Origin of the sequence: Pseudomonas sp. EA_5y_Pfl2_R50, assembly GCF_963970475.1 — a bacterium.
Taxonomy (GTDB): Bacteria; Pseudomonadota; Gammaproteobacteria; order Pseudomonadales; family Pseudomonadaceae; genus Aquipseudomonas.
Genome location: NZ_CAXAPT010000002.1, coordinates 18,677 through 43,032 on the forward strand (window position 1 = coordinate 18,677; position 24,356 = coordinate 43,032).

General features: G+C 62.6%; 18 protein-coding genes and 2 pseudogenes. 18 read left to right on the forward strand and 2 right to left on the reverse strand.

Features of this window, described 5'->3' with window-relative positions:
• Positions 1-46: 46 nt before the first annotated feature.
• From AACY19_RS03310 to AACY19_RS03325, 4 genes are read left to right on the forward strand one after another with little or no spacing between them, the layout of a single operon-like run.
• Positions 47-826: an efflux RND transporter periplasmic adaptor subunit gene (locus tag AACY19_RS03310; RefSeq protein ID WP_339447916.1), complete on the forward strand. Its 780-nt coding sequence runs from the start codon at positions 47-49 to the stop codon at positions 824-826.
• On the forward strand, positions 823-2,142 hold the full coding sequence (locus AACY19_RS03315) for an efflux RND transporter periplasmic adaptor subunit (protein WP_339447918.1): 1,320 nt from the start codon (positions 823-825) through the stop codon (positions 2,140-2,142). Before AACY19_RS03310 ends, AACY19_RS03315 begins: the two co-directional genes overlap by 4 nt.
• Positions 2,143-4,239 (forward strand): biotin/lipoyl-binding protein, encoded by a 2,097-nt coding sequence (locus tag AACY19_RS03320; RefSeq protein WP_339447920.1) that lies wholly within the window; start codon positions 2,143-2,145, stop codon positions 4,237-4,239.
• 11 nt (positions 4,240-4,250) lie between these two features.
• The gene (locus tag AACY19_RS03325; protein WP_339447922.1) at positions 4,251-4,745 is read left to right on the forward strand and encodes a GNAT family N-acetyltransferase; all 495 of its coding nucleotides are present in this window, start codon (positions 4,251-4,253) and stop codon (positions 4,743-4,745) included.
• 45 nt (positions 4,746-4,790) lie between these two features.
• Here the strand turns inward: AACY19_RS03325 and AACY19_RS03330 are convergent, their stop codons facing one another.
• Complete coding sequence (locus AACY19_RS03330) at positions 4,791-5,102, reverse strand: DUF6916 family protein (protein WP_339447924.1); 312 nt, start codon at positions 5,100-5,102, stop codon at positions 4,791-4,793.
• 52 nt (positions 5,103-5,154) lie between these two features.
• The gene (locus AACY19_RS03335) at positions 5,155-5,742 is read right to left on the reverse strand and encodes a phage tail protein (protein WP_339447926.1); all 588 of its coding nucleotides are present in this window, start codon (positions 5,740-5,742) and stop codon (positions 5,155-5,157) included.
• A 238-nt stretch (positions 5,743-5,980) separates the two neighbouring features.
• Here AACY19_RS03335 and AACY19_RS03340 point away from each other — a divergent pair, with 238 nt between their 5' ends.
• The 14 genes and pseudogenes from AACY19_RS03340 to AACY19_RS03400 all read left to right on the forward strand — a co-directional run bounded on the left by AACY19_RS03340 (position 5,981) and on the right by AACY19_RS03400 (position 24,298).
• On the forward strand, positions 5,981-7,612 hold the full coding sequence (locus tag AACY19_RS03340; protein WP_339447928.1) for a glycosyltransferase family 39 protein: 1,632 nt from the start codon (positions 5,981-5,983) through the stop codon (positions 7,610-7,612).
• Positions 7,613-7,711: 99 nt separating this feature from the next.
• The gene (locus tag AACY19_RS03345; RefSeq protein ID WP_339447930.1) at positions 7,712-8,557 is read left to right on the forward strand and encodes a sulfotransferase family protein; all 846 of its coding nucleotides are present in this window, start codon (positions 7,712-7,714) and stop codon (positions 8,555-8,557) included.
• A 56-nt stretch (positions 8,558-8,613) separates the two neighbouring features.
• Positions 8,614-15,024 (forward strand): Ig-like domain-containing protein, encoded by a 6,411-nt coding sequence (locus AACY19_RS03350; protein WP_339447932.1) that lies wholly within the window; start codon positions 8,614-8,616, stop codon positions 15,022-15,024.
• A 46-nt stretch (positions 15,025-15,070) separates the two neighbouring features.
• Positions 15,071-16,588 carry a TolC family protein gene (locus AACY19_RS03355; protein WP_339447934.1) on the forward strand — a complete coding sequence of 506 codons (1,518 nt, stop codon included), beginning with the start codon at positions 15,071-15,073 and terminating at the stop codon, positions 16,586-16,588.
• Positions 16,572-16,676: pseudogene (locus AACY19_RS03360) on the forward strand (adenylyl-sulfate kinase); the annotation flags it as partial. The gene AACY19_RS03355 and the pseudogene AACY19_RS03360, both read left to right, overlap by 17 nt.
• Positions 16,677-16,705: 29 nt before the next feature.
• Entirely contained in the window at positions 16,706-17,491 is a 786-nt protein-coding gene (locus AACY19_RS03365) for an aspartyl/asparaginyl beta-hydroxylase domain-containing protein (RefSeq protein ID WP_339447936.1), read from the forward strand.
• Positions 17,479-18,441: a sulfotransferase family protein gene (locus AACY19_RS03370; RefSeq protein WP_339447938.1), complete on the forward strand. Its 963-nt coding sequence runs from the start codon at positions 17,479-17,481 to the stop codon at positions 18,439-18,441. Before AACY19_RS03365 ends, AACY19_RS03370 begins: the two co-directional genes overlap by 13 nt.
• A 128-nt stretch (positions 18,442-18,569) precedes the next feature.
• Positions 18,570-18,656: pseudogene (locus tag AACY19_RS27810) on the forward strand (aminoacyl-tRNA deacylase); the annotation flags it as partial.
• Positions 18,657-18,759: 103 nt separating this feature from the next.
• On the forward strand, positions 18,760-19,005 hold the full coding sequence (locus tag AACY19_RS03375) for a DUF2789 domain-containing protein (RefSeq protein ID WP_339447940.1): 246 nt from the start codon (positions 18,760-18,762) through the stop codon (positions 19,003-19,005).
• Between the two features lie 260 nt (positions 19,006-19,265).
• Complete coding sequence (locus AACY19_RS03380) at positions 19,266-19,694, forward strand: MarR family winged helix-turn-helix transcriptional regulator (protein WP_339447942.1); 429 nt, start codon at positions 19,266-19,268, stop codon at positions 19,692-19,694.
• Positions 19,691-21,754: an FUSC family protein gene (locus AACY19_RS03385; protein ID WP_339447944.1), complete on the forward strand. Its 2,064-nt coding sequence runs from the start codon at positions 19,691-19,693 to the stop codon at positions 21,752-21,754. Before AACY19_RS03380 ends, AACY19_RS03385 begins: the two co-directional genes overlap by 4 nt.
• Positions 21,751-21,960, forward strand: a complete 210-nt coding sequence (locus AACY19_RS03390) for a DUF1656 domain-containing protein (protein WP_236430529.1) — start codon at positions 21,751-21,753, stop codon at positions 21,958-21,960. Before AACY19_RS03385 ends, AACY19_RS03390 begins: the two co-directional genes overlap by 4 nt.
• A complete protein-coding gene (locus tag AACY19_RS03395) occupies positions 21,957-22,859 on the forward strand; it encodes an HlyD family secretion protein (RefSeq protein WP_339447948.1) in 903 nt (300 codons plus the stop codon). Before AACY19_RS03390 ends, AACY19_RS03395 begins: the two co-directional genes overlap by 4 nt.
• Complete coding sequence (locus AACY19_RS03400) at positions 22,856-24,298, forward strand: efflux transporter outer membrane subunit (protein ID WP_339447950.1); 1,443 nt, start codon at positions 22,856-22,858, stop codon at positions 24,296-24,298. Before AACY19_RS03395 ends, AACY19_RS03400 begins: the two co-directional genes overlap by 4 nt.
• Positions 24,299-24,356: the final 58 nt, after the last annotated feature.

Sequence of the window (24,356 nt, forward strand, 5' to 3'; positions counted from 1 at the left end):
AACCCCGCTGTCGTAGACTCCGCACATCCGTCAGGGAGTAGCGGTCATGCAGCGTTTTCGTGGTTGGGTTGTAGGATTGGCCTTTGTCAGCTGTGCAGTTCAGGCGCAAACGCCCGGGCCAGACGATCCGCTGCTGGATAACAGCGCGCCGGGCGCGCAGGCGTCGGGCAGTGAAGCGCGGGGTGTATTGCGGGCGCGGGATCAGGCGACGCTGGCCAGTGAGCTGTCCGGACGGATTGTCGAGTTGCCCTTCAGCGAGGGTGAGTCGTTCAAGAAGGGCGACACCCTGGCGCGTTTCGATTGCTCGGCTTATCAGGCGCAGCTCAATGCGGCGCAGGCCGCCAACCGTGGGGCTGGTGAGGAACTGGCACACAACAGGCAATTGGCCGCGCTCAATTCGGTCGGGCGGTTCGAAGTCGCCAGGGCCGAGGCCAAGGTCAGCGAGACCCAGGCGCAATCCCAGGTTTATCAGGTGCAGGTCAAGCGTTGCAGCGTGATCGCGCCGTTCGACGGGCAAGTGGTCGAGCGCAAGGTGAAGCGCTACGAAAGCGTGCCGGCCGGTGCGCCGATGCTCGATGTGGTCGACAACCGCACCCTGGAAATCCATCTGCTGGTGCCGTCGCGCTGGATGGCCCGGCTCAAGCCCGGGCAGACGTTCAGCTTTGTTCCCGATGAAACCGGCCAGCCTCTAGAAGCCACGGTCAAGCGCCTCGGTGCGCGCATTGACGAAGGCAGTCAGACACTGTTGCTGGTCGCCACCTTGCCCGAAGCCAAGGGCTTGCTCGCCGGCATGAGCGGCACTGCGCGTTTCCCGGAGCTTAAGTGAACGCTCCGGTGAGCGGTGGCGCCGAGCAGGTATTCGCCAGATTTCTCGACCTCGAACGCCAGACCCGTGCCGCCCGCGATGCTGCGCAACTGGCCTACAGCCTGGTCAATGACGGCCAGTCGTTGTTCGGTTTTCGCCATGCGGCGTTGCTGATTGCCGGCAAGGTGCAAGCGGTGACCGGGGTCAGCGCGGTGGAGCCGAATGCGCCGTTCGTGGCGTTTGTCGAGCAGGCCGTCGCCCAATTGTTCAAGCAGGATGTGTTGAAGCAGGCGCGGGTGATTGCGCCGGAACTGGTCAGCGAATCGATTCAGGCCGACTGGCGAAGTTTGTCCGCCGCACAGGTGTTCTGGCTGCCGCTGATTGATCGCGACGGGCAAGTGTTTGGCGGTCTGTGGCTGGCGCGGGATGTGCCGTGGAACCCTTCCGAACAAGTCCTGCTGTCGCAACTCGGTGACACTTACAGCCACGCCTGGCAGGCGCTGCAACCGCGCAAACCGTGGCGGCTGCGCTGGACCCGTAAGCGTCAGGTGGCCTTGCTCGCCGTGTTGTTGCTCGGGCTGCTGATCCCGGTGCGCCAATCGGTGCTGGCCCCGGCCGAGGTGGTGCCGCTGGGCGGGCGCGTGGTCGCGGCGCCGTTGGACGGGGTGATCGCCGAGTTTCTGGTCAAACCCAACCAGACCGTGAAAGCCGGTGACGTGCTGGTGCGTTTCGAAAGCACCACGCTCAAGGCCCAGGCCGACGTCGCCGAGCGTGCGCTGGGTGTGGCCGAAGCTGAATTGAAAGCCAATTCCCAGCGCTCGTTTGCCGACGCTGAATCAAGCTCCAAGGTGGATTTGCTCGCTGCCCGCGCCGAACAGAAGCGCGCCGAACGCGATTACGCCCGCGAGCTGCTCAAGCGCAGCGAAGTGCGCGCCGAACGCGATGGCATCGCGGTGTTCGCCGATGCCGAGCGCCTGACCGGCAAACCGGTGCAGACCGGTGAGCGCTTGATGGAGATTGCTGATCCGAGCCAGGCCGAGTTACGCATCGAACTGGCGGTCGGCGATGCGATTTCCCTTGAGTCTGGCGCCGAAGTCGCGCTGTTTCTCGACAGCGATCCGTTGCAACGTCACCTCGCCACGCTGGAACGCTCGGCTTACGAGGCGCAACCCACGGCGGGCGGGCAACTGGCCTACCGCCTCGATGCCAGTTTCGCCGGCGCGCCGCCGCGTATCGGCCTGCGTGGCACGGCGAAGATCTTCGGCGACCGCGCACCGCTGGCCTTGTACCTGCTGCGCCGGCCACTGGCCGGTCTGCGTCAGAGCGTGGGCCTGTAAATGAATCTGCCGAGCCTGCGCGCCGACCTGCAATTGTCGCCCGCGGCGCCGGCCCTCGACGGTTCGCCGCGCTGGACCCTGGCCGATCCGGTGCGCGGGCGCTACTTCAAGCTCGGCGCCGCGGCGATGCGCCTGTTGCGTCATTGGTCGCTGGGTGATGCCGAGCAGGTGCTGCGCGCCGCCAATCGTGAACCGGGGCTGCGTCTGGACGGGACAGAGCTTGAGCAACTGCTGGAGTTTTTGCGCGGGCACGATCTGATCAGCGCCGTCGACGACCAGCAGCGCGCCAGCTATCGGCTCAAGGCCTTGGCGCAAAAACAAAGCGTGTGGCAAATCCTCCTGCATCAATACCTGTTTTTCCGCATTCCGCTGTGGCGCCCGGACGCATTTCTCAATCGTGCCTGGCCGTGGCTTGCGCGATTCGGCCCGCGCCTGCTGCGCTACGGTGTGCCGGCGACGCTTGGGCTGGGTGTGTTTCTGGTGTCGCGAGACTGGCAGCGTTTCGTCGGTACTTTCCCGCACCTGTTCAGCCTCGGCGGCGCGCTGGCCTTCGGTGTGGCGTTGTTGTTCGCCAAGCTCTGCCATGAGTTCGGTCACGCGTTCATGGCCAAACGCGCCGGGTGTCGAGTGCAGAGCATGGGGGTGGCGTTCATGGTCTTGCTGCCGATGTTCTACACCGATGTCAGCGATGCCTGGCGGGTCAATGATCGCCGCGCGCGGCTGTTGATCGGCGCCGGTGGCGTGCTCGCGGAACTGGTGCTGGCGTGCATCGCTCTGCTGGCATGGTCGTTGTTGCCGGACGGCCCGGCGCGCACGGCGGCGTTCATGCTCGCCAGTGCGACCTGGATCACCACGCTGGTGGTCAACCTCAATCCCTTCATGCGTTTTGATGGCTACTTTCTGATCAGTGACTTCTGGGAAGTCGACAACCTGCAGGGTCGCGCATTTGCGCTGTGTCGCTGGCGCTTGCGCGAGTTTTTGTTCGGCTACGGTGCACCGGCGCCGGAGCCTTGGTCGCCGAAGATGCAACGGCGTTTGCTGATCTGGGGGTATGGTTCGTGGTTGTGGCGTGCGGTGTTGTTTTTCGGGATCGCGCTGGCGGTCTATCACCTGTTCTTCAAGGTGTTGGGGATTTTCCTGATGCTGGTGGAACTGGTGTGGTTCATCTTTTTGCCGATCATGCGTGAGTGGCGCCAGTGGTGGGGCCGCCGCGAACAGGCCCACGGCCCGCGCGTACTGCTCAGCGCGCTGGCGCTGCTCGGTCTGTTGCTGGTGCTGATCGTGCCGTGGCGCAGCTCGGTGGAATTGCCCACGATGCTCGAGGCCGGGCGTGCCAGTGCCCTGCATGCGCCGACGGCGGCGCGGGTGAAAGCGGTGAAGGTCGCGGACGGGCAGGCCGTCGCTCAGGGTGACGTGCTGATCGAACTGGAATCGCCGGACCTTGAATCGCGGCTGGCGATAGTGCGTCGGGAAATCCAGATCCAGCAGTTGCAGATGCGCCGTCAGGCCAGCCGCAGTGAAACCGCTGCGGATGCCGGCATCGTCGAGCAACGCCTGGCAGAAGCGGTCGCCGAATACCGGGGCTTGAGTGCCCAGCGCGAACGCTTGCTGCTGCGCGCACCGCATGCCGGCAACGTGCGCGATCTGCTGCCGAACCTGAGCGTCGGCCGCTGGCTGTCGACCCAGGATGCGTTGGCGCGGGTGGTCGAAGAAGGCACGCGGTTGCGCGGTTATCTGGCCGAAGCGCAATTGTGGCGAGTCAAACCGGGAGCCACTGGGCGGTTTATCGCCGACGACCCGATGCACCCGGCGCTCGCCGTGCAGCTCAATGAAATCGACACCAACGGCGTGGCTTACGTCGATCAGGAGGCGTTGACCTCCGATCATCACGGGCCGATTGCCGTGCGCCGTGATCAGCAGCAACGCGCGGAGCCGGTGCAGGCGCAATATGGCGCGCGGTTGAGCGCACTGGATGCGGCGTCGACGCCGGCGCAACCGTTGCGCGGTGTGGTGGTGTTGCAGGGCAGCGGCGAGTCGTTGCTGGGCGTGGCGTGGCGCCGAATGGCGGCGCTGGGTGTCAGGGAAAGCGGTTTCTAACGGAGAGCACGATGACGGACAACGCAGCAGTGGCGGCAGAGGGATTGGTGGTGCGGCCTTCGCGGGCCACGGACGGGCCATTTCTGCACAGCCTGTATCAGATGGCGCGCCCGGACCTGCAATGGATCGACGGCGAGCAGGAACAGGTGCAGCAAGTCGTCGCCCAGCAGTTTCAGGTGCAGGAACAAGGCATGGGCGAGAATTTTCCCAACGCCATGCATTACGTGGTGGAAAAACTCGGCACTGCCATTGGCGCGTTGAGTACTGACTTTGGCACTAACGAGATTCGCGTGTTGTATCTGGCGTTCATCCCGCAGGCACGCGGCAAGGGTTTTGGTCGCGCGGTGCTGCAAGGCGTACAGAAAGCCGCGCAACAGATTCGCTGCCCGGTGGCGACGGTGGTGTGGAACAGCAATCCCCATGCGCGCCGGCATTACCTGGCGTTGGGTTTTGCCGTCGAAGAGAGCAACCCGGCAGCAGAACGATTGGTCTGGTACCCCCGATAATCCCTGTGCAGGAGCAGCCTGCGGCAGCTCCTGCAGGGGAGGCGGTCAGTTGAACACGATGTGGAAGTAGCCCAGCCGCGCATCCCGGCCCATCGGTGGCACCCGCGATACGAAGATGCCGTCGACCCGCCCCAGTTCCGGTAACTCCAGTGCACACAAACCGTCGACAAACTCGGTGGGCTCCAGGCTGCTCAATTCGACGCTGAAGGGCATGCGCTCGCTGTAGCGCATCTTCGCCTTGGGATTCTCTTCAAGTTCACCGATGTGTATTTGCAGCGCACTGCCGTCGGGCAGGTGCAGTGTGCCAATCCGTCCCGACAGGGCGCGGAAATGTCGGCTTTGAACCGCTTGCAGCATGGTTTCGCTCCAGCAATCAAAGGAGCCGGGGGGAGGGCCCCCCGGTGGTGGGTCAGTTACGCGATGGGAAGATGCCTTCCAGCGCGATGCTGAAGTTGAGCACCAGATACGGGTTCATGACCGGCAATGGCAGGCCGTTGCCGGTGGCTGTGATTGTCCCGCTGATGCTGGTTGCTGCCCCTTTGAGGGGAACGGGCGAAGCGCCTTGAGCATCGGAAAAGATATTCGCCAGACCCGGGCCGGTACCCGAAGCGCCGATATAGGCGTTGGTGGCGGTCGGCGCGCCGGCTGGATTGCTTGCCGGGTTAGCCAGTTGCACGGTGGTGGTGGCCGTGAGGCCGGCGAGGGCGTGGGTGTGGTTTGGCAGGTTGTTGATCGTCGCAGTCACTTGTTCGTTGCCGGAGACTTCCCCCATGACCCGTGGCGTCAGGCCTGCGCCACTGCCCTGGCAGATCGGCATGCGGCTTTGCAGGTTGGGTAGCGCGAACGTGGTCGAGCCATTACCCCCATAAAACGTACCCAGCAATGCAAACAAGGCCTGATTCTGGCTGACGCCGATGAGTTGACCGTTGCACAACGACCAGCCTCTGGGCGCAAAGTTGAAGGCAAACATCTGAACAGTACCCAAAAAAACTTCCATAAAATCCTCATCCTTCTGATTGGTTGTCGGCGGGCCGCTAGTAGGTTCAGGCTGCTGCTATTGCCTTGGCACTCCGTGGCCAGGTCACGCCACGCCCAAGCGTAGACGCGGATTGGCAAGGTTGCCGAGTGTCGTGCAAGCGCAAATCGGCATCGACGGTTCTCCCGTGGCTGACCTAAAGTGACTGGCACGTTCTGACTCATAGAAGCGCGCTGTCGTGGTGCGGCGAGAGGAAGCAATGGCGGTCAACAGAGTTACGCCGGTGGGTGACACACAGGACCCGCATGCGACGCCGGGCTCGTCGTTTGGCAGCCTGCGATTGATCCGCTGGGCCCGGGAACACTGGCTGCTGCCCATCATGCTGCTGGCCGCAGCGGTCAGGTTCTACGACCTGACCGCTGCGGCGATCTGGGGCGATGAGGGCTCCAGCGTGCTGCTGGCGCGCTATTCACTGGCGCAGATCTGGGATCACGCCGCATTCGATGTGCATCCGCCGCTGTACTTCATGCTGCTCCACGGCTGGATCGAATTGTTCGGCGACGGAATTTTTGCCGTGCGTTGCCTCAGCGTTCTGACCGGTATTGCTGCCGTCGGGTTGGGCATCTGGCTGGTGGATCGCCTGGCCACCCGCCGCGCCGCGATGATCGCCGGGCTGCTGTTGGCGCTGCTGCCGACAGCGGTGCGCTACAGCCAGGAAGTGCGCATGTATTCGCTGCTCGGCCTGCTGCTGATCGCCGCGACACTGGCGCTGGTCTACTGGATCAGACACCCGCAGCGTCATGGTTATCTGGTGGGGTATGCGCTGTTGATGACGGCGGCGCTCTACACCCATTACTTCGCCGTGCTGGCGGCGCTGTGTCACTGGATTTACCTGGGAGTGATCCGGGTGCAGCGCGGTTATCGCTTCCGGCATATCCAGCGCCCTGGCTGGTGGCTGGCAAACCTGGCGATGGTTGCAATGTACCTGCCGTGGCTACCGCAATTGCTGGACCTGATGCAGCACATGGAGCAACTCAGGGCTGGCGGCGATGTCGGCTGGGAAGACCCGGCGACGCTGGGCTCGCTGCCCGCGATGATCTGGACCTGGATGATTCAGGAGGAGGGCGAACATCTGCCGGTGTTGCTGTTCGGCGCTTTGCCGCTGGGTTTGCTGGGGCTGGCGGCGGTGGCGCTGATCCGAGATCGCAGCGTGTCGCGCGGCAGTGTCCTGCTGGCGTTGTATACCGGATTACCGTTGTTGCTGGTGTTTGCCGTGTCGTTCATGACCCCGGTGTTCATCGAACGCTACCTGACCGCTTATGCGCTGGGCCTGCCGCTGCTGGCGGCGCTGGCCATCGACCGTTTGTACAGCCGCATGCGGGTGTTGGCGCTGGCGGTGCTGGTATTGCTGGTCGGGGTTGAACTGGTGGGGGTGAACAACAACGCCACGGTCGACAGCAACGACCAATTCGACCGCGTGGTGAACTACGTCAACCAGCACTACCAGTCCGGTGACCGCATCGTCACCAGCGACATGCTTTGGTACCTGAGTTACGTCTACTACGACCGCACCGGCGCCCCTGTGCGCCTGTTTACTCCGCCCGCTGCGGACGGCCGTTCGACCCGCCCGAACGAATACGGATTCGGCACTCTGGTGAGCGGCGACGTGTACCTCGACAGTCTCAGCGAACTCACCGGCAATGCGCGGGTGTGGCTGGTCGGAGCGTTCGATGAGCCCGGGGAATTCCAGCCGTTGCCCGCAACGTGGAAGGCCAGCGCAGAAATCCATGCGGGCGGCGTGCAGGCGCGATTATTCGTGCCCAGACCGAGGGTTGATCCGGTTGTATCGCAAGAAAAACGTTTCACCTACAAATTCGCGATAAAAGATTAGCTATTTAGTTCTTTTTGCTCTTAGTTGATATCAAAACACTACTAGTCGCAGGGTTACTGTTGGACTACGCTTCTTCGGACAAAAGGACTTCCGACTACGGTGAAGGGATTGCAGCAGTTCCACTTTATCTCAGGCCTGCCGCGCGCAGGTTCGACCCTGCTTTCTGCAATCCTTTTGCAGAATCCGCGTTTTCACGCCGGCATGACCAGCCCGGTCGGTTCCTTGTTTTCCAGCGTTCTGGAGCAATGCAGCGCCGGCAGCGAATATGGCGCGGTGATCGACACGGCCATGCGCCGCCGTCTGCTGCGCGGTCTGTTCGAATCCTGCTACGCCGACAAGGCCGACAAACCGGTGGTGTTCGACACCAACCGCCAGTGGAGCTCACGCCTGCCGGCGCTCAACGACCTGTTTCCCAACGCCAAAGTCATTGCCTGTGTGCGCAACGTCGCCTGGGTGATGGACAGCCTCGAACGGCTGTACCGCGCCAATCCTTATGAAAATACCAAGCTGTTTGGCGATGCCGCCGAGCGCAACACGGTGTACAGCCGCTGCGAAACCCTGGCCCAGCGCAATCGCCTGGTGGGTTTTGCCTGGGCGGCGCTCAAGGAAGCCTATTACGGCGAACACGCCGATTCTTTGCTGATCGTCGATTACGACCTGCTGACCCAGGCTCCGGAGCGGGTCATGCGGCTGGTCTACGATTTCATCGGCGAGCCGTGGTTCGAGCACGATTTCGACCATCTGGCCTACGACGCCCCTGAGTTCGACCAAAGCCTGGGCCTTGCCGGCCTGCACAAGGTCAAGCCGAAGGTCGCGCTGCAGTCACGCCGCACGATCCTGCCGCCGGACCTGTTCAAGCAATACGCCGATCTGTCCTTCTGGCTCGATGGCTCCGCCAGCGCCGCCAATGTCATTCGTATGAAGTCCGACGCCGCGATCAATTGATCGCGGCGTTTTTTATTGATGCGTCACGTACAGTCGTTCGAATTCGGGTGAGCAACATGTGGTGGTCTCTTTTTGGCGGTGCGAAGGTCAAGTCACGGTCCGGTGAGGGTCAGCGCTCGCTGGCGTCGCCGATGATCATGTCGCTGGAACCGCGCATGCTGTTCGACGGCGCGGTGGCCGCCACCGTGGCCGATACTGCTGCGCAGGCGGACAGTCATGCCACGGCGGATGCTGCCAAGGCACCAGCGGCCGATCACCCGGTCGCCAGCAAGGACACCCACGGCCAGGCCGATGCCACGCCAGCCACCAGCCCGGTGGCGGTGCCGGGCCAGAGCGTGGTGTTTGTCGACTCGCGCGTAAAGGATGCCGACAGCCTGCTCCAGGGCGTCGCCCCCGGCACCCAAGTGGTCAAACTCGACGCGACCAAGGATGGCCTGCAACAGATCGCCGACTACCTTGATCAGCATCACGGCGTCAGTTCTGTGCAGATCATTGCCCACGGTAATGCCGGCGATTTGTGGCTGGGCGACAGCTATCTGTCCGCCGACAACGTCGCGCAGCGCAGTGCGGTCCTGGCGGAAATCGGCAAGGACATGAATGCCGGCGGCGACATCCTGATCTACGGCTGCTACACCGCCGAAGGGGATCGCGGTCTGAGCTTCGTCGACTCGCTGGCGCAACTGACGGGTCGTGACGTGGCGGCCTCGAACAACCGTACCGGCGTCGGTGGCGACTGGGATCTGGAGATTGCCACCGGCACCATCGAAAGCGCCAACGTGCTGTCGACAAGCGCCATGAGCGAATACCAGTGGGGCCTGGCCACCTGGACGGCGACCAACAACCTCAACAGCGGCGTCGGATCGTTACGCGCGGCGCTGGCTTCGGCGCAGAACGGCGACATTGTCACCTTTAATTCCGGCATGACCATCCAGCTCACCTCCGAGCTGCTGATCAACAAAAGCATCACCGTCGATGGCGACCTGAACAACGACGGCGTGGCCGACGTGACCCTCGATGGCCAGTACAAGACCCGCGTCGTGGAAGTCACTTCCGGCAGCACCGTGACCCTCGACGGTCTGGTGATCACCAAAGGTCTGGTGGCAGGTAACGGCGGGAATGGCGGCTCGGCGGCGGCAGGAGCCATGGGCGGCGGGATTTTCAACGCCGGGATTCTGACCCTGAACAACGTGAGCGTCACCGCCAACGCGGCCTCTGGCGGTGGCGGCGGTGGTGGTGTGACCGTTGGCTATGTTGGCGGTGGCGGTGGCGGTGGTGGTGGTATCGGCGGCCAGAACGGTGGCCACGGCGGCACGTCGGGCCCGGGCACCGGCACGTATGCCGGCGGCGCAGGCAGTGCCAATGCCGGCGGCTATGGCGGCGGTTACAGCCCGACCGACATGGGCGGGCGCGGTGGCACCAGCACCGGTGGCGCGGGCGGCAATGGCGGCAGTGCCGGTGCCGGTTACAGTCAGGGCGGCAGCGGTGGTTCGGCCACCAATGGGTCACTGTCCATCGGCGGTGGTGGTGGCGGTTCCGGTTGGGACAAGGTCGGCGGCGTTGGCGGCAACGCGGCGGGCGGTATCTACAACGCGTCGAGCGGCACCCTGAAAGTCATTGGCACCTCGGTCATCAGCAACAACATTGCCGCCGGTGGCGGCGGCGGTGGTGGCGGTGGTGTCGGCAGCAACGGCGCCGATGGCGGTGCCGGCGGTCGTGGCGTCGGCGCGATCTGGAACAACGGCGGCGTGGTGCTGATCACCGCGAGCAACTTTGCCGCCATCAGCGGCAACGCCGCGGCCAGCGGCAGTGGTGGTCTGTCCAGCGGCGGTTCGACCGGCACCACGCCGGGTGCGCTGGTGGGGATCTTCAATAATGGCGGCACCCTCAACACCGCCTATGTCGAACCACCGACCGCCAGCATCGTGGTTGCCGATACGTCCCTGCGCATCGGTGAAACGTCGCTGGTGACCATCACGTTCAGCCGTGCGGTCAGCGGTTTCACCAACGCCGACCTGACCATTGCCAACGGCACGTTGACCGCAGTGTCCAGTGCTGACGGCGGGATTACCTGGACGGCGACCTTCACGCCGACCAACAACCTTACCGACACCACCAACCTGATCACCCTCGACAACACCGGGGTGACGGCCGTGTCCGACAGCGTGGCGGGCGTAGGCACCACCAACTCGAACAATTACGCGATCGACACCCAGCGTCCGACGGCGACCATTGTCATGGCCGACACCGCCCTGAAAATCGGCGATACCTCGTTGGTGACGATCACCTTCAGCGAAGCGGTGGTCGGTTTCACCAACGCCGACCTGACGATTGCCAACGGCACACTGTCCAGCGTTTCCAGCGCTGATGGCGGTATTACCTGGACGGCGACCTTCACCCCCACCGCCAGCATTACCGATGCCAGCAACCTGATCACTCTCGACAATACCGGCATCGCCGATCTGGCTGGCAATGCGGGCAGTGGCACTACCGACTCGGTCAATTACGCCATCGACACCGTGCGTCCGACCGCGAGCATCGTAGTCGCCGACACTGCCTTGAGAGTCGGCGAAACGTCATTGGTGACCATTACCTTCAGCGAAGCCGTGAGCGGTTTCACCAACGCCGACCTGACCATCGCCAACGGCACGCTCAGCGCAGTCAGCAGCGCCGACGGCGGCATTACCTGGACGGCGACGTTCACCCCGACCAGCAACATCAGCGACGCCAGCAACCTGATCACCCTCGACAATACCGGCGTGGCCGATCTGGCGGGTAACGGCGGGACGGGCACCACCGATTCCAACAATTACGCCATCGACACCCAGCGCCCGAGCGCGACCATCGTGGTCGCCGACACGGCCTTGAGAATCGGCGAAACCTCGCTGGTGACCATTACCTTCTCCGAGGCCGTGACCGGTTTCACCAACGCCGACCTGACCATCGCCAACGGCACGCTCAGCGCAGTCAGCAGCGCCGACGGCGGCATTACCTGGACGGCGACGTTCACTCCGACCAGCAACATCAGCGACGCCAGCAACCTGATCACCCTCGACAATACCGGCGTGGCCGATGCGTCGGGCAACGCTGGCGCGGGCACCACCGATTCCAACAATTACGCCATCGACACCCAGCGCCCGAGCGCGACCATCGTGGTCGCCGACACGGCCTTGAGAATCGGCGAAACCTCGCTGGTGACCATTACCTTCTCCGAGGCCGTGACCGGTTTCACCAACGCCGACCTGAGCATTGCCAACGGCACCCTCAGCGCGGTGTCCAGCAGCGATGGCGGTATCACCTGGACGGCGACCTTCACCCCGACCAGCAACGTCACCGATGCCAGCAACCTGATTACGCTCGACAACACCGGCGTGGCCGATGCGTCGGGCAACGCCGGGACGGGCACCACCGATTCCAACAATTATGCAATCGACACTCAGCGTCCGACCGCGACCATCGTGTTCGCCGATGCCGCACTGAGCGCTGGCGAAACCTCGCTGGTGACCATTACCTTCTCCGAGGCCGTGACCGGTTTCACCAACGCCGACCTGACAGTCCCCAACGGTACGCTCACCACATTGAGCAGCGCGGATGGTGGCATCACCTGGACGGCGACCTTCACCCCGACCGCCGGCATCCAGGACACCAGCAACATCATTACCCTGGCCAACACCGGGATCGCAGACCTTGCCGGGAACGCCGGCACGGGCACGACTAACTCCGGCAACTTCACCATTGACACGGTTGCCCCCAATGCCACGATCGTCGTCGCTGACAACAGCCTGGCCATCGGTGAAACGTCGTTGGTAACCATTACCTTCTCTGAGGCGGTGAATGGTTTCAACAACGCCGACCTGACCGTTGCCAACGGCACCCTCAGCGCAGTGTCCAGCAGCGATGGCGGTATCACCTGGACGGCGACCTTCACCCCGACCAGCAACATCACCGACGCGAGCAACCTGATCACCCTCGACAACAGCGGCGTACAAAACGGTTCCGGCAACGCCGGCGTTGGCACCTCCGTTTCCAACAATTACGCCATCGATACCCAGCGTCCGACCGCGAGCATCGTGGTCGCCGACGCCGCGCTGGGCGTCGGTCAGACCACCACCGTCACCATTACCTTCAGCGAGGCGGTGAGCGGTTTTACCCTCGCCGATCTGACCGTGGCCAACGGCACGCTGTCCGGGCTGAGCACCTCGGACAACATTACCTACACCGCGACCTTTACCCCTTCGGCGGGCGTCACTGACACCAGCAACATCATCACTCTGGACAACACCGGCATCACCGACGTCGCCGGCAACACCGGCAGCGGCACCACCGATTCGAACAATTACGTGATCGACAGTCAGCGCCCGACGGCCACCATCGTCATCAGTGACAACGATCTGCGTCCGGGTGAAACGGCGACCGTGACCATTACCTTCAGTGAAGCCGTCAGCGGCTTCGACAATGCCGACCTGAGCGTGGCCAATGGCACCCTCAGCAACGTCACGTCGAGCGATGGCGGCATCACCTGGACGGCAACCTTTACCCCGACCATTGGCGTCACCGATGCCACCAACCTGATCGTCCTCAATAACAGCGGCATCGCCGATCTGGCGGGTAATGCCGGCACCGGCACCACCAATTCGGCCAACTACGCGGTGCAGACCGAAGTGCCGACGGCGACCATCGTCGTCGCGGATACCTCGCTCAAGGCCGGGGAAACCTCGACGGTGACCATCACCTTCAGCGAGGCGGTCTTGGGCTTCACCAACGCTGACCTGACCATCGCCAATGGCACCCTTAGCAACCTCAGCTCCAGTGATGGCGGGATCACCTGGACGGCGACGTTGACGCCCACCGCCAACATCACCGACACCAGCAACCTGATCACCCTCGACAACAGCGGCGTGGCCAACGCATCGGGCAACAGCGGCGTGGGCACCACCGACTCGAATAACTTCGCCATCGACACCACGTTGCCGACTGCGAGCATCGTGGTCGCCGACAATCGTCTGGGCATCGGCGAAACCAGCATCGTGACCATCACCTTCAGTGAAGCGGTCAGCGGTTTCGACCTGTCGGACATCAGCGTAGCCAACGGCACGCTGTCGAGCCTCAGCAGCAACGACGGCGGCGTCACCTGGACGGCAATCCTGACGCCGACCGCCAACGTCAACGACACCACCAACCTGATCGTGATCGATACCGCCGGTGTGCAGGATCTGTCCGGCAACCTTGGCGCGAGCATCGCGATTTCCAACAACTACGCCCTTGATGCGACCCGGCCGACGGTGAGCATCGTGGTCGCCAACCCGAATCTGGGCATCGGCCAGACCACCACGGTGACGTTCACTTTCAGCGAGGCGGTGAGCAACTTCGATCTGTCTGACCTGAGCGTGACCAACGGCGATTTGAGCAACCTGAGCAGCAGCGACGGCGGCAAGACCTGGACGGCGAGCTTCACGCCGACCGCCAGTGTCACCGACCCGAGCAACTTCATCGCGCTCGACACCCGCAACGTTACCGATCTGGCCGGCAACGTCGGCAGCACCGTGGCGGTGTCGAACAACTATGCGCTGGACAGCGAGCGGCCCACCGCGACGGTGGTGATTGCCAACCCGAACATTGGCGTCGGCCAGACCTCTCAGGTGACCATCACCTTCAACGAAGCCGTGATCGGCTTCGATCTGTCTGACATCAATGTTGCCAACGGCACCTTGTCCAATCTGAGCAGTAACGATGGCGGCAAGACCTGGACCGCCACCCTGACGCCGACCGCCAACGTCAACAGCGCAAGCAACGCGATCAGCGTCAACAGCGCGGGCGTCAGCGATGCTTACGGCAACAGTGGCAGCGGCGTCAGCAGTTCCAACAATTACGCGATCAACACCGTGCCACCGGTCATTCCGCCGACCACACCGACCACACCGACCAGTGTCGTGATCCCCGATCCACTGATTCGCAGCAGCGACCCCGTGGTGCCGGCATTGCCGCTGAATGTGCCGCTGCAGCCGATCATTTTCACGGCACCGACCGGTGATCTCGGCTCGCCGCTGACGTTTGCCCCGCTGTTCGAGCAACGGGTGCTCGGCAACGGTATTCGTCCGGTCGGCGACATTTTCATCAACCGCGGCGCCCTGAGCCCGAGTTTCATCGCCCAGGTGTTCGCCAGCAGTGACAGCAGCGGCGACGGGGCCGGCCATGGTTTCCTCGGTTTCGGCGGCGGTGATGGCGGTGTGTTTGCCAGCAGCAACCTGGCCAGCCTGTTCAATCAGGACAGTGCTGCGCAACGCGATACGCTGAACGCCTTTGGCAGTCAGTCGCTCAAGGCCGGCGATATTTCCCAGGGTTTGCGCGGCGTGTTTGGCGCACCGACCTTAGGCCAGCAATTGCAAGACATCAAAGACACCGAGCAGCACCGGGTGGACAACCTGGCGGCGGCTCTGCAGCAGGTCGGCATCAGCGAAATTCCGGCCTGAACACACAAAAACTCAACACTGTGCGGTACCTAGGGGCGATCCAGGGATGAAAAGAAGTCAGAAGTTGTTCGGCGCCAGCCTGCTGGCGCTGGCGATCAGCGGGTGTGCGGTGACCAGTGATCCGATAGAACGCAGCGTCAGTGAACAGCGGGCCAGGTCCGACCTGCAAGGCATGTACAAGGATCAGGAACCGCTGCGCGGCCCGCTCACCCTGCACCAGGCCATGGCCCGCGCGGTGAAATACAACCTCGAAGGTCGCTTGAAAATCATGGAGGAAGCGCTGGCCAAGCGGCAGCTCGACCTCGCCAGTTTCGACATGCTGCCGCGCATGGCGCTGGACGCCGGTTACGTCGGGCGTAACAACGTCAACGCTTCCAGCAGCCAGAGCGTGCGCACCGGCACTCAATCGTTGGAGCCGTCGACTTCCCAGGACCGCGACCGCGACGTCGCCGACCTGACCATGGTCTGGAACGTCCTCGACTTCGGTGTCAGCTACATCAGCGCCAAGCAACAGGGCGACCAGCGCCTGATCGTCCAGGAACGCCGGCGCAAGGTGATCAACACCATCGTCCAGGACGTGCGTTCGGCTTATTGGCGGGCGATGGCCGCCGAACGTCTGCTCAAGCAGATCGACAGCCTGATGGCGCGGGTGCAGACCGCCCGGGACAACAGCCAGACCCTCAGCGATCAACGCATTGGCGACCCGGTGCAATCGCTCGGTTACCAGCGTTCGCTGATCGAAGCCACCCGGCAACTGGAAGAGCAACGCCGTGCCCTGTCACTGGCGAAAACCGAACTGGCAACGCTGATCAACTTGCCACTGGGCACTCAACTGACATTGGCAACCGATGACGGTTATCAGATTCCCGAGCTCAAGGTCGATCTGGCGAAACTGGAGCAGGAAGCCCTGACCAGCCGCCCGGAGCTGCGCGAACAGGATTACCAGACGCGTATCAGCGCCGCCGAAACCCGCAAAGCCATGTTGCGCCTGTTGCCGGGCCTGGAGTTTTCCGCTGGCGGGCACTACGACAGCAACTCGTTCCTCGTCGAACAGGGTTGGGCCGATTACGGGGTGAAAATCACCTGGAACCTGTTCAACGTGATCTCCGCCCCGGCAGCGATCAATGTCGCCAAGGCCGGCGAAGAAGTCGCCACCGCGCGGCGTCAGGCGATGTCGATTGCGGTGCTGGCGCAGCTGTATGTCGCCAACGCCAACTATCAGGAAGCCCTGCGTCAGTTCAAGACCAATCAGCAACTGTCGGACATCGACGGGCAAATCGTCGGTCAGTTGCGTAATCGTCATCAGGCTGCCGGCATCGGTGAGCTGGAGCTGATTCAGGGTGAGTTGAACAACCTGCAAGCGGATCTGCGCCGTGATCTGTCTTACGCCGACCTGCGCAACGCCTACGGGCAGATCTTTGCCAGTGCCGGCCTCGATCCACTGCCGGACCAAGTGCAGTCCACCGAGGTGGAGTCGATTGCCACGGCGCTGGCCAACCGCGAGTCAGCCTGGGCGGCGGGGGATATCTCTGTGCCTGTAGTCGCCCATGCCCCGGCCCAGTGATGTGCTGGCGCCGCACGCCAGCATCAGCCGCACGCAACGCGAGGCCCGCAATGGTCATCGTGGTGCGGCGATCCTGCTGACCGGTGTGCTCGGTGAATCCCCGGTGTTGCCCAAGACATGACCCGCCCCGCGTATTCGCGATTGCCGGTGAACGTGGATCTGCCCTTGCTGTTACAGGCGCTGGCAGCGATTGCCGACGACGCTTGGCGTGGTCATTTCAATGCTGATTATTTTTCCGGCGACTGGAGCGGGGTGGCGCTTGTTTCGGCAGCCGATACGCTGACCGAGCTGTCCCCGGGACGCGGTGAGCCGGTGCCGCGTGGCCCTTGGCTGCGTGATGAGCGCTGGCAAAAAGGGCTGCGCAATCTCTCCGTGGATATCGTCAGTGCACGATTGCTGCGCCTCGGGCCTGGCGGAAAAATTCACGAGCACCGCGATTACGACCTTGATGGCCCACAGGCCGACCGGCGTTTGCACATTCCATTGCTCAGCCCGCCGAACGTCGACTTCTGGCTCGACGGCCAGCGCATGCCCATGCAGGTCGGGGAATGCTGGTTTCTTGATCTCGCCCGGCGACATCGTGTGGATAACCGTGATACCTCGGCGCGAGTCCATCTGGTGCTCGATTGCCGCCCCGGTGCCTGGCTTGAGCAGGTCATCAACGAAGGCTTGCACTCCACCCCCGAGCCCGGTTTGGCCGATACGCCGTTGCAGCGCTTTCAGAGGCTGGTGGCTGAAGATGTTTCGCTCTCTCTTGTCCTTCGCGCGCTGCACGATCCCGACCTGTTCATCACCCGGTCGCTGGAACTGGGCGCTGAACGTGGTTTGTTGTTCTCCCGCGAAGAAGTGCGTGCAGCGATGCGCGAGGGTCGCCGGCAATGGAATGAGCAATGGAGCGTTTGAATCTCGAAGGCTGGCTGCCGATTCGTGTCTGGCCGGTTGACGGACAGTGGCAGGTGGATTGGTGCTGGTTCGGTGACGCGCCGCTGCATCAGCCGTTTTTTCGCGAGACGGTCGAGGAGGCATTGCGGCTGCCGTTCAATCAGGCATTTCGGCGGCAGACGCCGTTGGCGGCGCTGAGTGAATGGCAAGCGCAAAGCTTCGGAGTCGCGCCGAGTGCTTTTATTCTGCATGCCTCGCGCTGCGGTTCGACATTGCTCAGCCAAATGCTCGCCCGACTTGACGATCACATCGTCGTGTCCGAGCCGCCGCCGCTGGACGCCTTGTTGCGCAGCGATTTACCCGCCGCCGAACGCCGGGCCGCCATTATCGGATTGCTTTCGGCCTACGGTCAGCGCCGGCGCGGTGTGGAAAAGCGCCTGGTGATCAAACTCGACGCCTGGAACATCGGTGAGTGGCCCCTGCTACAGGACTGTTTCCCGGATACGCCGTGGCTGTTTCTCTATCGCAACCCGTTGGAAATTGCCGTTTCCCACCTGCGTCGATCAGGCATGCACATGGTGCCTGGGATGCTCGGCGAATGTGCGCTGGAGGATGGTTTGCCGTTCGAGGGGCGCGAAGACTTTATTGCCAGGCGTTTGGGACGATTGCTTGAGGCGGGTGCGGTGCATTGCCGTGACTCGGGCGGTTTACCGGTCAATTACAGCGAGTTGCCCGAGGCGATGGCCGGGCGGTTGGCAAGGTTTTTCCACTTGAACGATGAACAGCGCAGGCAGGTTTTTACCGCGACCGTGCAGCATGCGAAACAGCCTTCGCAAACATTCATTGCCGACAGCGAAGACAAGCGGCGCGAGGCATCGGCGCTGCTGCAAATGCACGTGCAGAGGTGCACGCAAGCGTCTTACGAGGCACTGGAAAAACTTCGTCTGACCGCCACAGCGTTTGCTTCATGAGGCCCTGAAACGGAGCCTCGACCTCTGACTTGGCAGTGGCGCTGGCTGAATTCTGATCAGTGAGCGGACGTGTCCAGTGAGCGGAATTCCCTGCGCCGGCACTTCGCCGAACTAGACTCAAAAGACATGGCAACCACAGCTATCTGCTGCACATGAGCATGCCCGAGTTTCTGAAAATGGTGCCGCATGCCCCGGTGCGGGAGTTGAGTCATTAGGGGCTGTGCTGTCAGCACCGGCGCTTTCGCGAGCAAGCCCGCTCCCACACGGATTCAGGCGCGAATAATCTCCCAAACACCCCCGTTTTTGAAGGAACTCAGCATGGAACAACCAACCCACACCCTCCCAGCCCTGTTCAAACAACTCGGCCTGGACAACGACCCGGTCAGCATCGACCAATTCATCGCTACCCATTCCCCGCTCAAACCCGAGCTGCACTTGGCGGATGCATTTTTCTGGTCGAAGAGCCAGGCGCAATTTTTACGCGACGAGATTCTGGAAGACGCCGATTGGGCGGAGGTGGTGGATCAGCTGAATGTGATGTTGCGCAGGGGGCGGGCGGGGTAATGCGACTTTGCGAAAGGCCAGGCCCTTGCCGTATGAACCAGCACGATGATCCAGGCGCCAAGCCGCCTCGGTGAAGCGGCGATCCATGTCGAGCGCGTATGTAAATCGTCTACCTGCCTGATAAAGCTTCCGCTTGTGCCGCCGACCAGCGGGGCAATTTGTTTCAAAACTTGACTGAAATTCCCCGCCAATGCGATATTGATAGTTAGCAAACTAACAGTGTGCATTTTCTCGTGCCGAACGAACTCGACGCTCTCCAGATGAACATCAGCAGTGCCATGGTGGTGGCCGCCAGGCATTGGCGGAAGATCTGCCAGACCACGCTGGTCAACTATGGAATCTCCGAAGCCTGCGCCGTGCCGCTCTTGATGATCGGGCGTCTGGGCGAGGGTGTGCGGCAGGTGCAGGTGGCGCAGGCGGCCGGAATGGAAAGTCCGTCGCTGGTGCGTCTGCTCGATCAGTTGTGCCATTCAGGTTATGTCTGCCGTACCGAGGATGCCCAGGATCGCCGGGCCAAGTGCCTGAGCCTGACCGACACGGGTCGCGAACTCGTACACGCGGTCGAGATCGAACTGGTGCGCTTGCGTCATGAGGTGCTCGAAGGCATCGAGCAAAGCGATCTGGAAGCTACGCTTCGGGTACTCAGAGCTTTTGAGGCGGCCAATCCGCCTGTGGTGGTCAATTCTTGAACGGTTTTTTCTCAGGCATTCCGCCGGCCCGTGACTGGTTCTACGGGATTCGTACTTTTGCAGCGTCGATGATCGCGCTGTACATCGCCTTGCTCATGCAAATGCCGCGTCCGTATTGGGCGATGGCCACGGTGTATATCGTCTCCAGCCCCTTTCTCGGCCCGACCAGTTCCAAGGCGTTGTACCGTGCCATCGGCACTTTCCTCGGCGCGGCAGCGGCGGTTTTTTTCGTGCCGATGTTCGTGCAGAGCCCGTATGTGCTGGTGGTGGTGATTGCCTTGTGGACGGGGATTTTGCTGTTCATGTCCCTGCATTTGCGCACCGCCAACAGCTATGCGCTGATGCTCGCCGGCTACACCTTGCCGCTGATTGCCTTGCCGGTAGTCGATAACCCGCTGGCGGTGTGGGACGTGGCGGAAGCGCGGACGGAGGAAATCTTTCTCGGCATCGCTGTCGCTGCCGTGGTCGGCGCGATGTTCTGGCCGCGCCGTCTGGCGCCGGTGTTCAACGATGCCGTGGGCAAGTGGTTCGCCGACGCCACCACTTACAGCCTGAAATTCCTCAGCCGCGACGTGCAGCCCGAACAGGTCACCGCGCTGCGCATGGCCATGGTCGCCAACTTCAACAGCCTTGAGCTGATGATCGGCCAACTGCCCCACGAAGGCGCGCGGCCGCAAACCGTGCGCAACACCAAAGAGCTGCGCGGGCGCATGATTCATCTGCTACCGGTCATCGATGCACTGGAAGACTCGCTCTACGCCCTTGAACGGCGCACGCCGGAGCTGGTGGAAAAGTTCGAGCCGCTGCTGGTCGCGACCCGCGAATGGCTCGCTCATCAGGACGCCGATCTCGAGCGGTGGCAAGCGTTGAAAGATCAGCTCCAAGCCTTGCAACCGAGCGCCGAAGCGCTGGAAGATCGCAAGCAACTGCTGTTCTCCAATTCGATCTATCGTCTGGGCGAATTCATCGATTTGTGGCAAGACTGCCGCAGCCTGCAAGACGCCATTCTCTGTGACCGCCAGGATAACTGGCGCGCGGTATATCGCCACTGGCGACTGGGTCGCCTGACACCGTTCATTGATCGTGGGCTGATGCTGTATTCGGTGGCCTCGACGATTCTGGCGATCATCACCGCCTCGGTGCTGTGGATTCTGCTCGGCTGGCCGGACGGCGGCAGCGCGGTGATTCTGGCAGCGGTGGCGTGCAGCTTCTTCGCCTCGATGGACGACCCGGCGCCGCAGATTTACCGGTTCTTTTTCTGGACCGGGATGTCGGTGCTGTTCGCCAGTCTTTATCTGTTTTTGATCCTGCCCAACCTGCACGATTTTCCGATGCTGGTGCTGGCGTTTTCGATCCCGTTCATCTGCGTCGGCACCCTGACGGTGCAGCCGCGTTTCTACCTCGGCATGCTGCTGACGCTGGTCAACACCTCGTCGTTCATCAGTATTCAAGGCGCTTACGACGCGGACTTTTTCGCCTTCGTGAACTCCAACCTCGCGGGGCCGATTGGTCTGTTGTTCGCCTTCATCTGGACGCTGGTGGCACGCCCCTTCGGTGCTGAACTGGCGGCCAAGCGCCTGACCCGCTTCAGCTGGAAAGACATCGTCCACATGACCGAACCGGCCAACCTCGCCGAGCACCGCAAACTGGGGGTGCAATTGCTCGACCGTTTGATGCAGCACCTGCCGCGCCTTGCCCTGACGGGCCAGGACACCGGCATCGCCATGCGCGAAGTGCGTGTCGGCTTGAACCTGCTCGATTTGCTCGCCTACACCCCACGAACAAGCGGCGTGCCGAACGCGCTGTTGCAGCAAGTGGTCAGTGAGGTCGGCGAGTATTTTCGCGCCTGTCTCAAGGCTGGCGAACGCTTGCCGGCGCCAGCCCCGCTACTCATGACCATGGATCGCACCCGTCGCGCGCTCAATGGCCAGGGCGATGATGAAACCCGGCTGAACCTGTTGCACGCCTTGAGCGGGTTGCGTCTGGCGCTGTTGCCCGGCGTCGAATTCGTCTCCAGCGCCGAGCCCGAAGAACCGCTGCCTGATGGAGCGCCCCTATGATCGGTGATCTGGACATCAGCGGCATTTTCCTGCCGACGCTGCTGGTGTTGATGGGCATCACTTATGTGCTGTTTTTGTTGGTGCATGCCGTGCTTACGCGTCTGCACTTTTACCGTCTGGTCTGGCACCGGGCATTGTTCAACGTGGCCCTCTACGCCGTGCTGCTGTACGGCGTGGACTCACTCAGTCGATACCTGATGACATGAAAAAACCGTTTTTGACCATCGGTCGCGTGGTACTGACCCTGCTGATCGTGACTTTTGCCGTTGTCCTCGTCTGGCGCATGGTGATGTATTACATGTTCGCGCCGTGGACCCGTGACGGCCACATTCGCGCCGACATCATCCAGATCGCCCCGGACGTGTCCGGTCTGATCCAGCAGGTTGAAGTGAAAGACAACCAGTTGATCAAGCGCGGCCAGGTGCTGTTCAGTATCGACCAGGATCGCTTCAAACTGGCACTGCGTCAGGCCAAAGCGGCTGTCGCCGACCGCGAAGAAACCCTCGCCCAGGCCCAGCGTGAAGCCAAGCGTAACCGTGGCCTCGGCAACCTCGTGCCCGCCGAGCAACTGGAAGAAAGCCAGTCGAAGGTCGCCCGCGCGCAATCGGCACTGGCCGAAGCCATGGTCGCTGTGGACAGTGCCCAGCTCAACCTCGACCGCTCGGTGATTCGCAGTCCGGTGGACGGCTACGTCAACGACCGCGCGCCGCGTCCGCAGGAATTCGTCACCGCCGGGCGTCCGGTGTTGTCAGTCGTCGACAGCAACTCCTTTCACATCGACGGCTATTTCGAAGAAACCAAACTCGACGGCATTCATGTCGGTCAGTCGGTGGATATCCGGGTGATCGGCGACCGTGCGAAATTGCGCGGGCATGTCGAAAGCATCGTCGCCGGTATCGAAGACCGCGACCGCACCAGCGGCAGCAACCTGCTGCCGAACGTCAACCCGGCGTTCAGCTGGGTGCGGCTGGCGCAGCGGATTCCGGTACGAATTGCCTTTGATGACGTGCCGGAAGATTTCCGCATGATCGCCGGGCGTACCGCGACCGTTTCGATCATCGACGATCAGCCACGCGACGAACGTAAACAGGAGCCTGCGCAATGAGCAGGGCGCTGATGATCGCCGGGTTGGGCGTGATGCTGTCGGCCTGTCAGATGGTCGGGCCGGACTATCACGTGCCAGAAAACGCGGCCGTGCAACGCAAGGATTTTCAGGGTGAGCTGGCCGTCGCGGGCAAACCGGTGGTGTCGGCACCCGTGCCGGCGGATTGGTGGCGGCTGTATAAAGATCCGCGCCTCGATCAACTGGTGCAGCAGGCCATGGCTTCCAACACCGATCTGCGCGTCGCCGCTGCCAATTTGCAGCGGGCCCGTGCGCAGGTCGATGAGGCCGAAGCGGCCGGTGGCTGGAGCGGCGGGGTGAAAATGGGCGCCCAGCGGTTGCAGGAGTCCGGTCAGGCCTTCCTGTTGCCGGAAAAAGTCCCGGTCGCCAACATCGGCGATATCGGCATCAGCGCCTCGTATCAGTTCGATCTGTGGGGCACCTTGCAGCGTGGCATCGAAGGCGCCAAGGCCAATGCCGACGCGACCCAAGCTGCAGCGGATACCGCACGGATCACCTTGGTGGCAGATGTGGTGCGCGCTTACACCCAGGTCTGCGCAGCCAACGAAGAACGGGAAATCGCCCAGCATTCCCTCGACCTGCAATCCCAAGGCACCACGTTGATTCAGCGTCTGCGCGACGCCGGTCGTGGCGATGAAACCCAGGTCACCCGTTCGCAAACCCAATTCAAATCCCTGCGCGCCGAGATGCCGCGCTATGAAGCCGCGCGTCAGGCCGGGTTGTTCCGGCTGTCGATGCTGCTGGCGAAACCGGTCGATCAGTTGCCGGCAGGCACCGCCACGTGCGATGAACTGCCGAAAATCGCTCAATTGGTGCCGGTCGGTGACGGTGCCGCGCTGCTCAAGCGTCGCCCGGACATTCGCCAGGCCGAACGCCGTCTGGCCGCCGCAACTGCCGGAATCGGTATCGCCACCGGCGAGCTGTACCCGGACATCAGCATAGGCGCGACCATCGGCACCGTCGGTATTCTTGATGACCTCGGTGATCCGTCGACCAACCGCTGGGGCTTCGGTCCGTCGCTGAGCTGGAAAGTACCGACCAACGGCGCCCGTGCACGCATTCGCGAAGCGGAAGCGACGACCCAGGGCGCCCTGGCGCATTTCGACGGCGTGGTGCTCAACGCCATTCGCGAAACCCAGACCGGTCTGGCGCAGTACAGCGCGCTGCTGCAACGCCGTGATGCGCTGGCTGATGCCGAGCAGTCGGCGAAACTCGCTGCCGACCAGACCCACCGCTTCTTCCAGGCCGGCCGCGAGTCATTCCTGGCGGACCTGCAAGCGACCCGCACCTACACCGACGTCACCGCGCAACTGGCCGCCGCCAATACCCAGGTTGCGATGAGCCAGATCGATTTGTTCCTCGCCCTGGGCGGCGGTTGGGAAAGCGGACGAACGCACGCTGCAAGCCCCGGCAAACCCTGAGGCCGTTGCTATGCTTTGAAGTGTTGGAAGGGCGCCCCGTGCAAAGCACCCTTCCAGC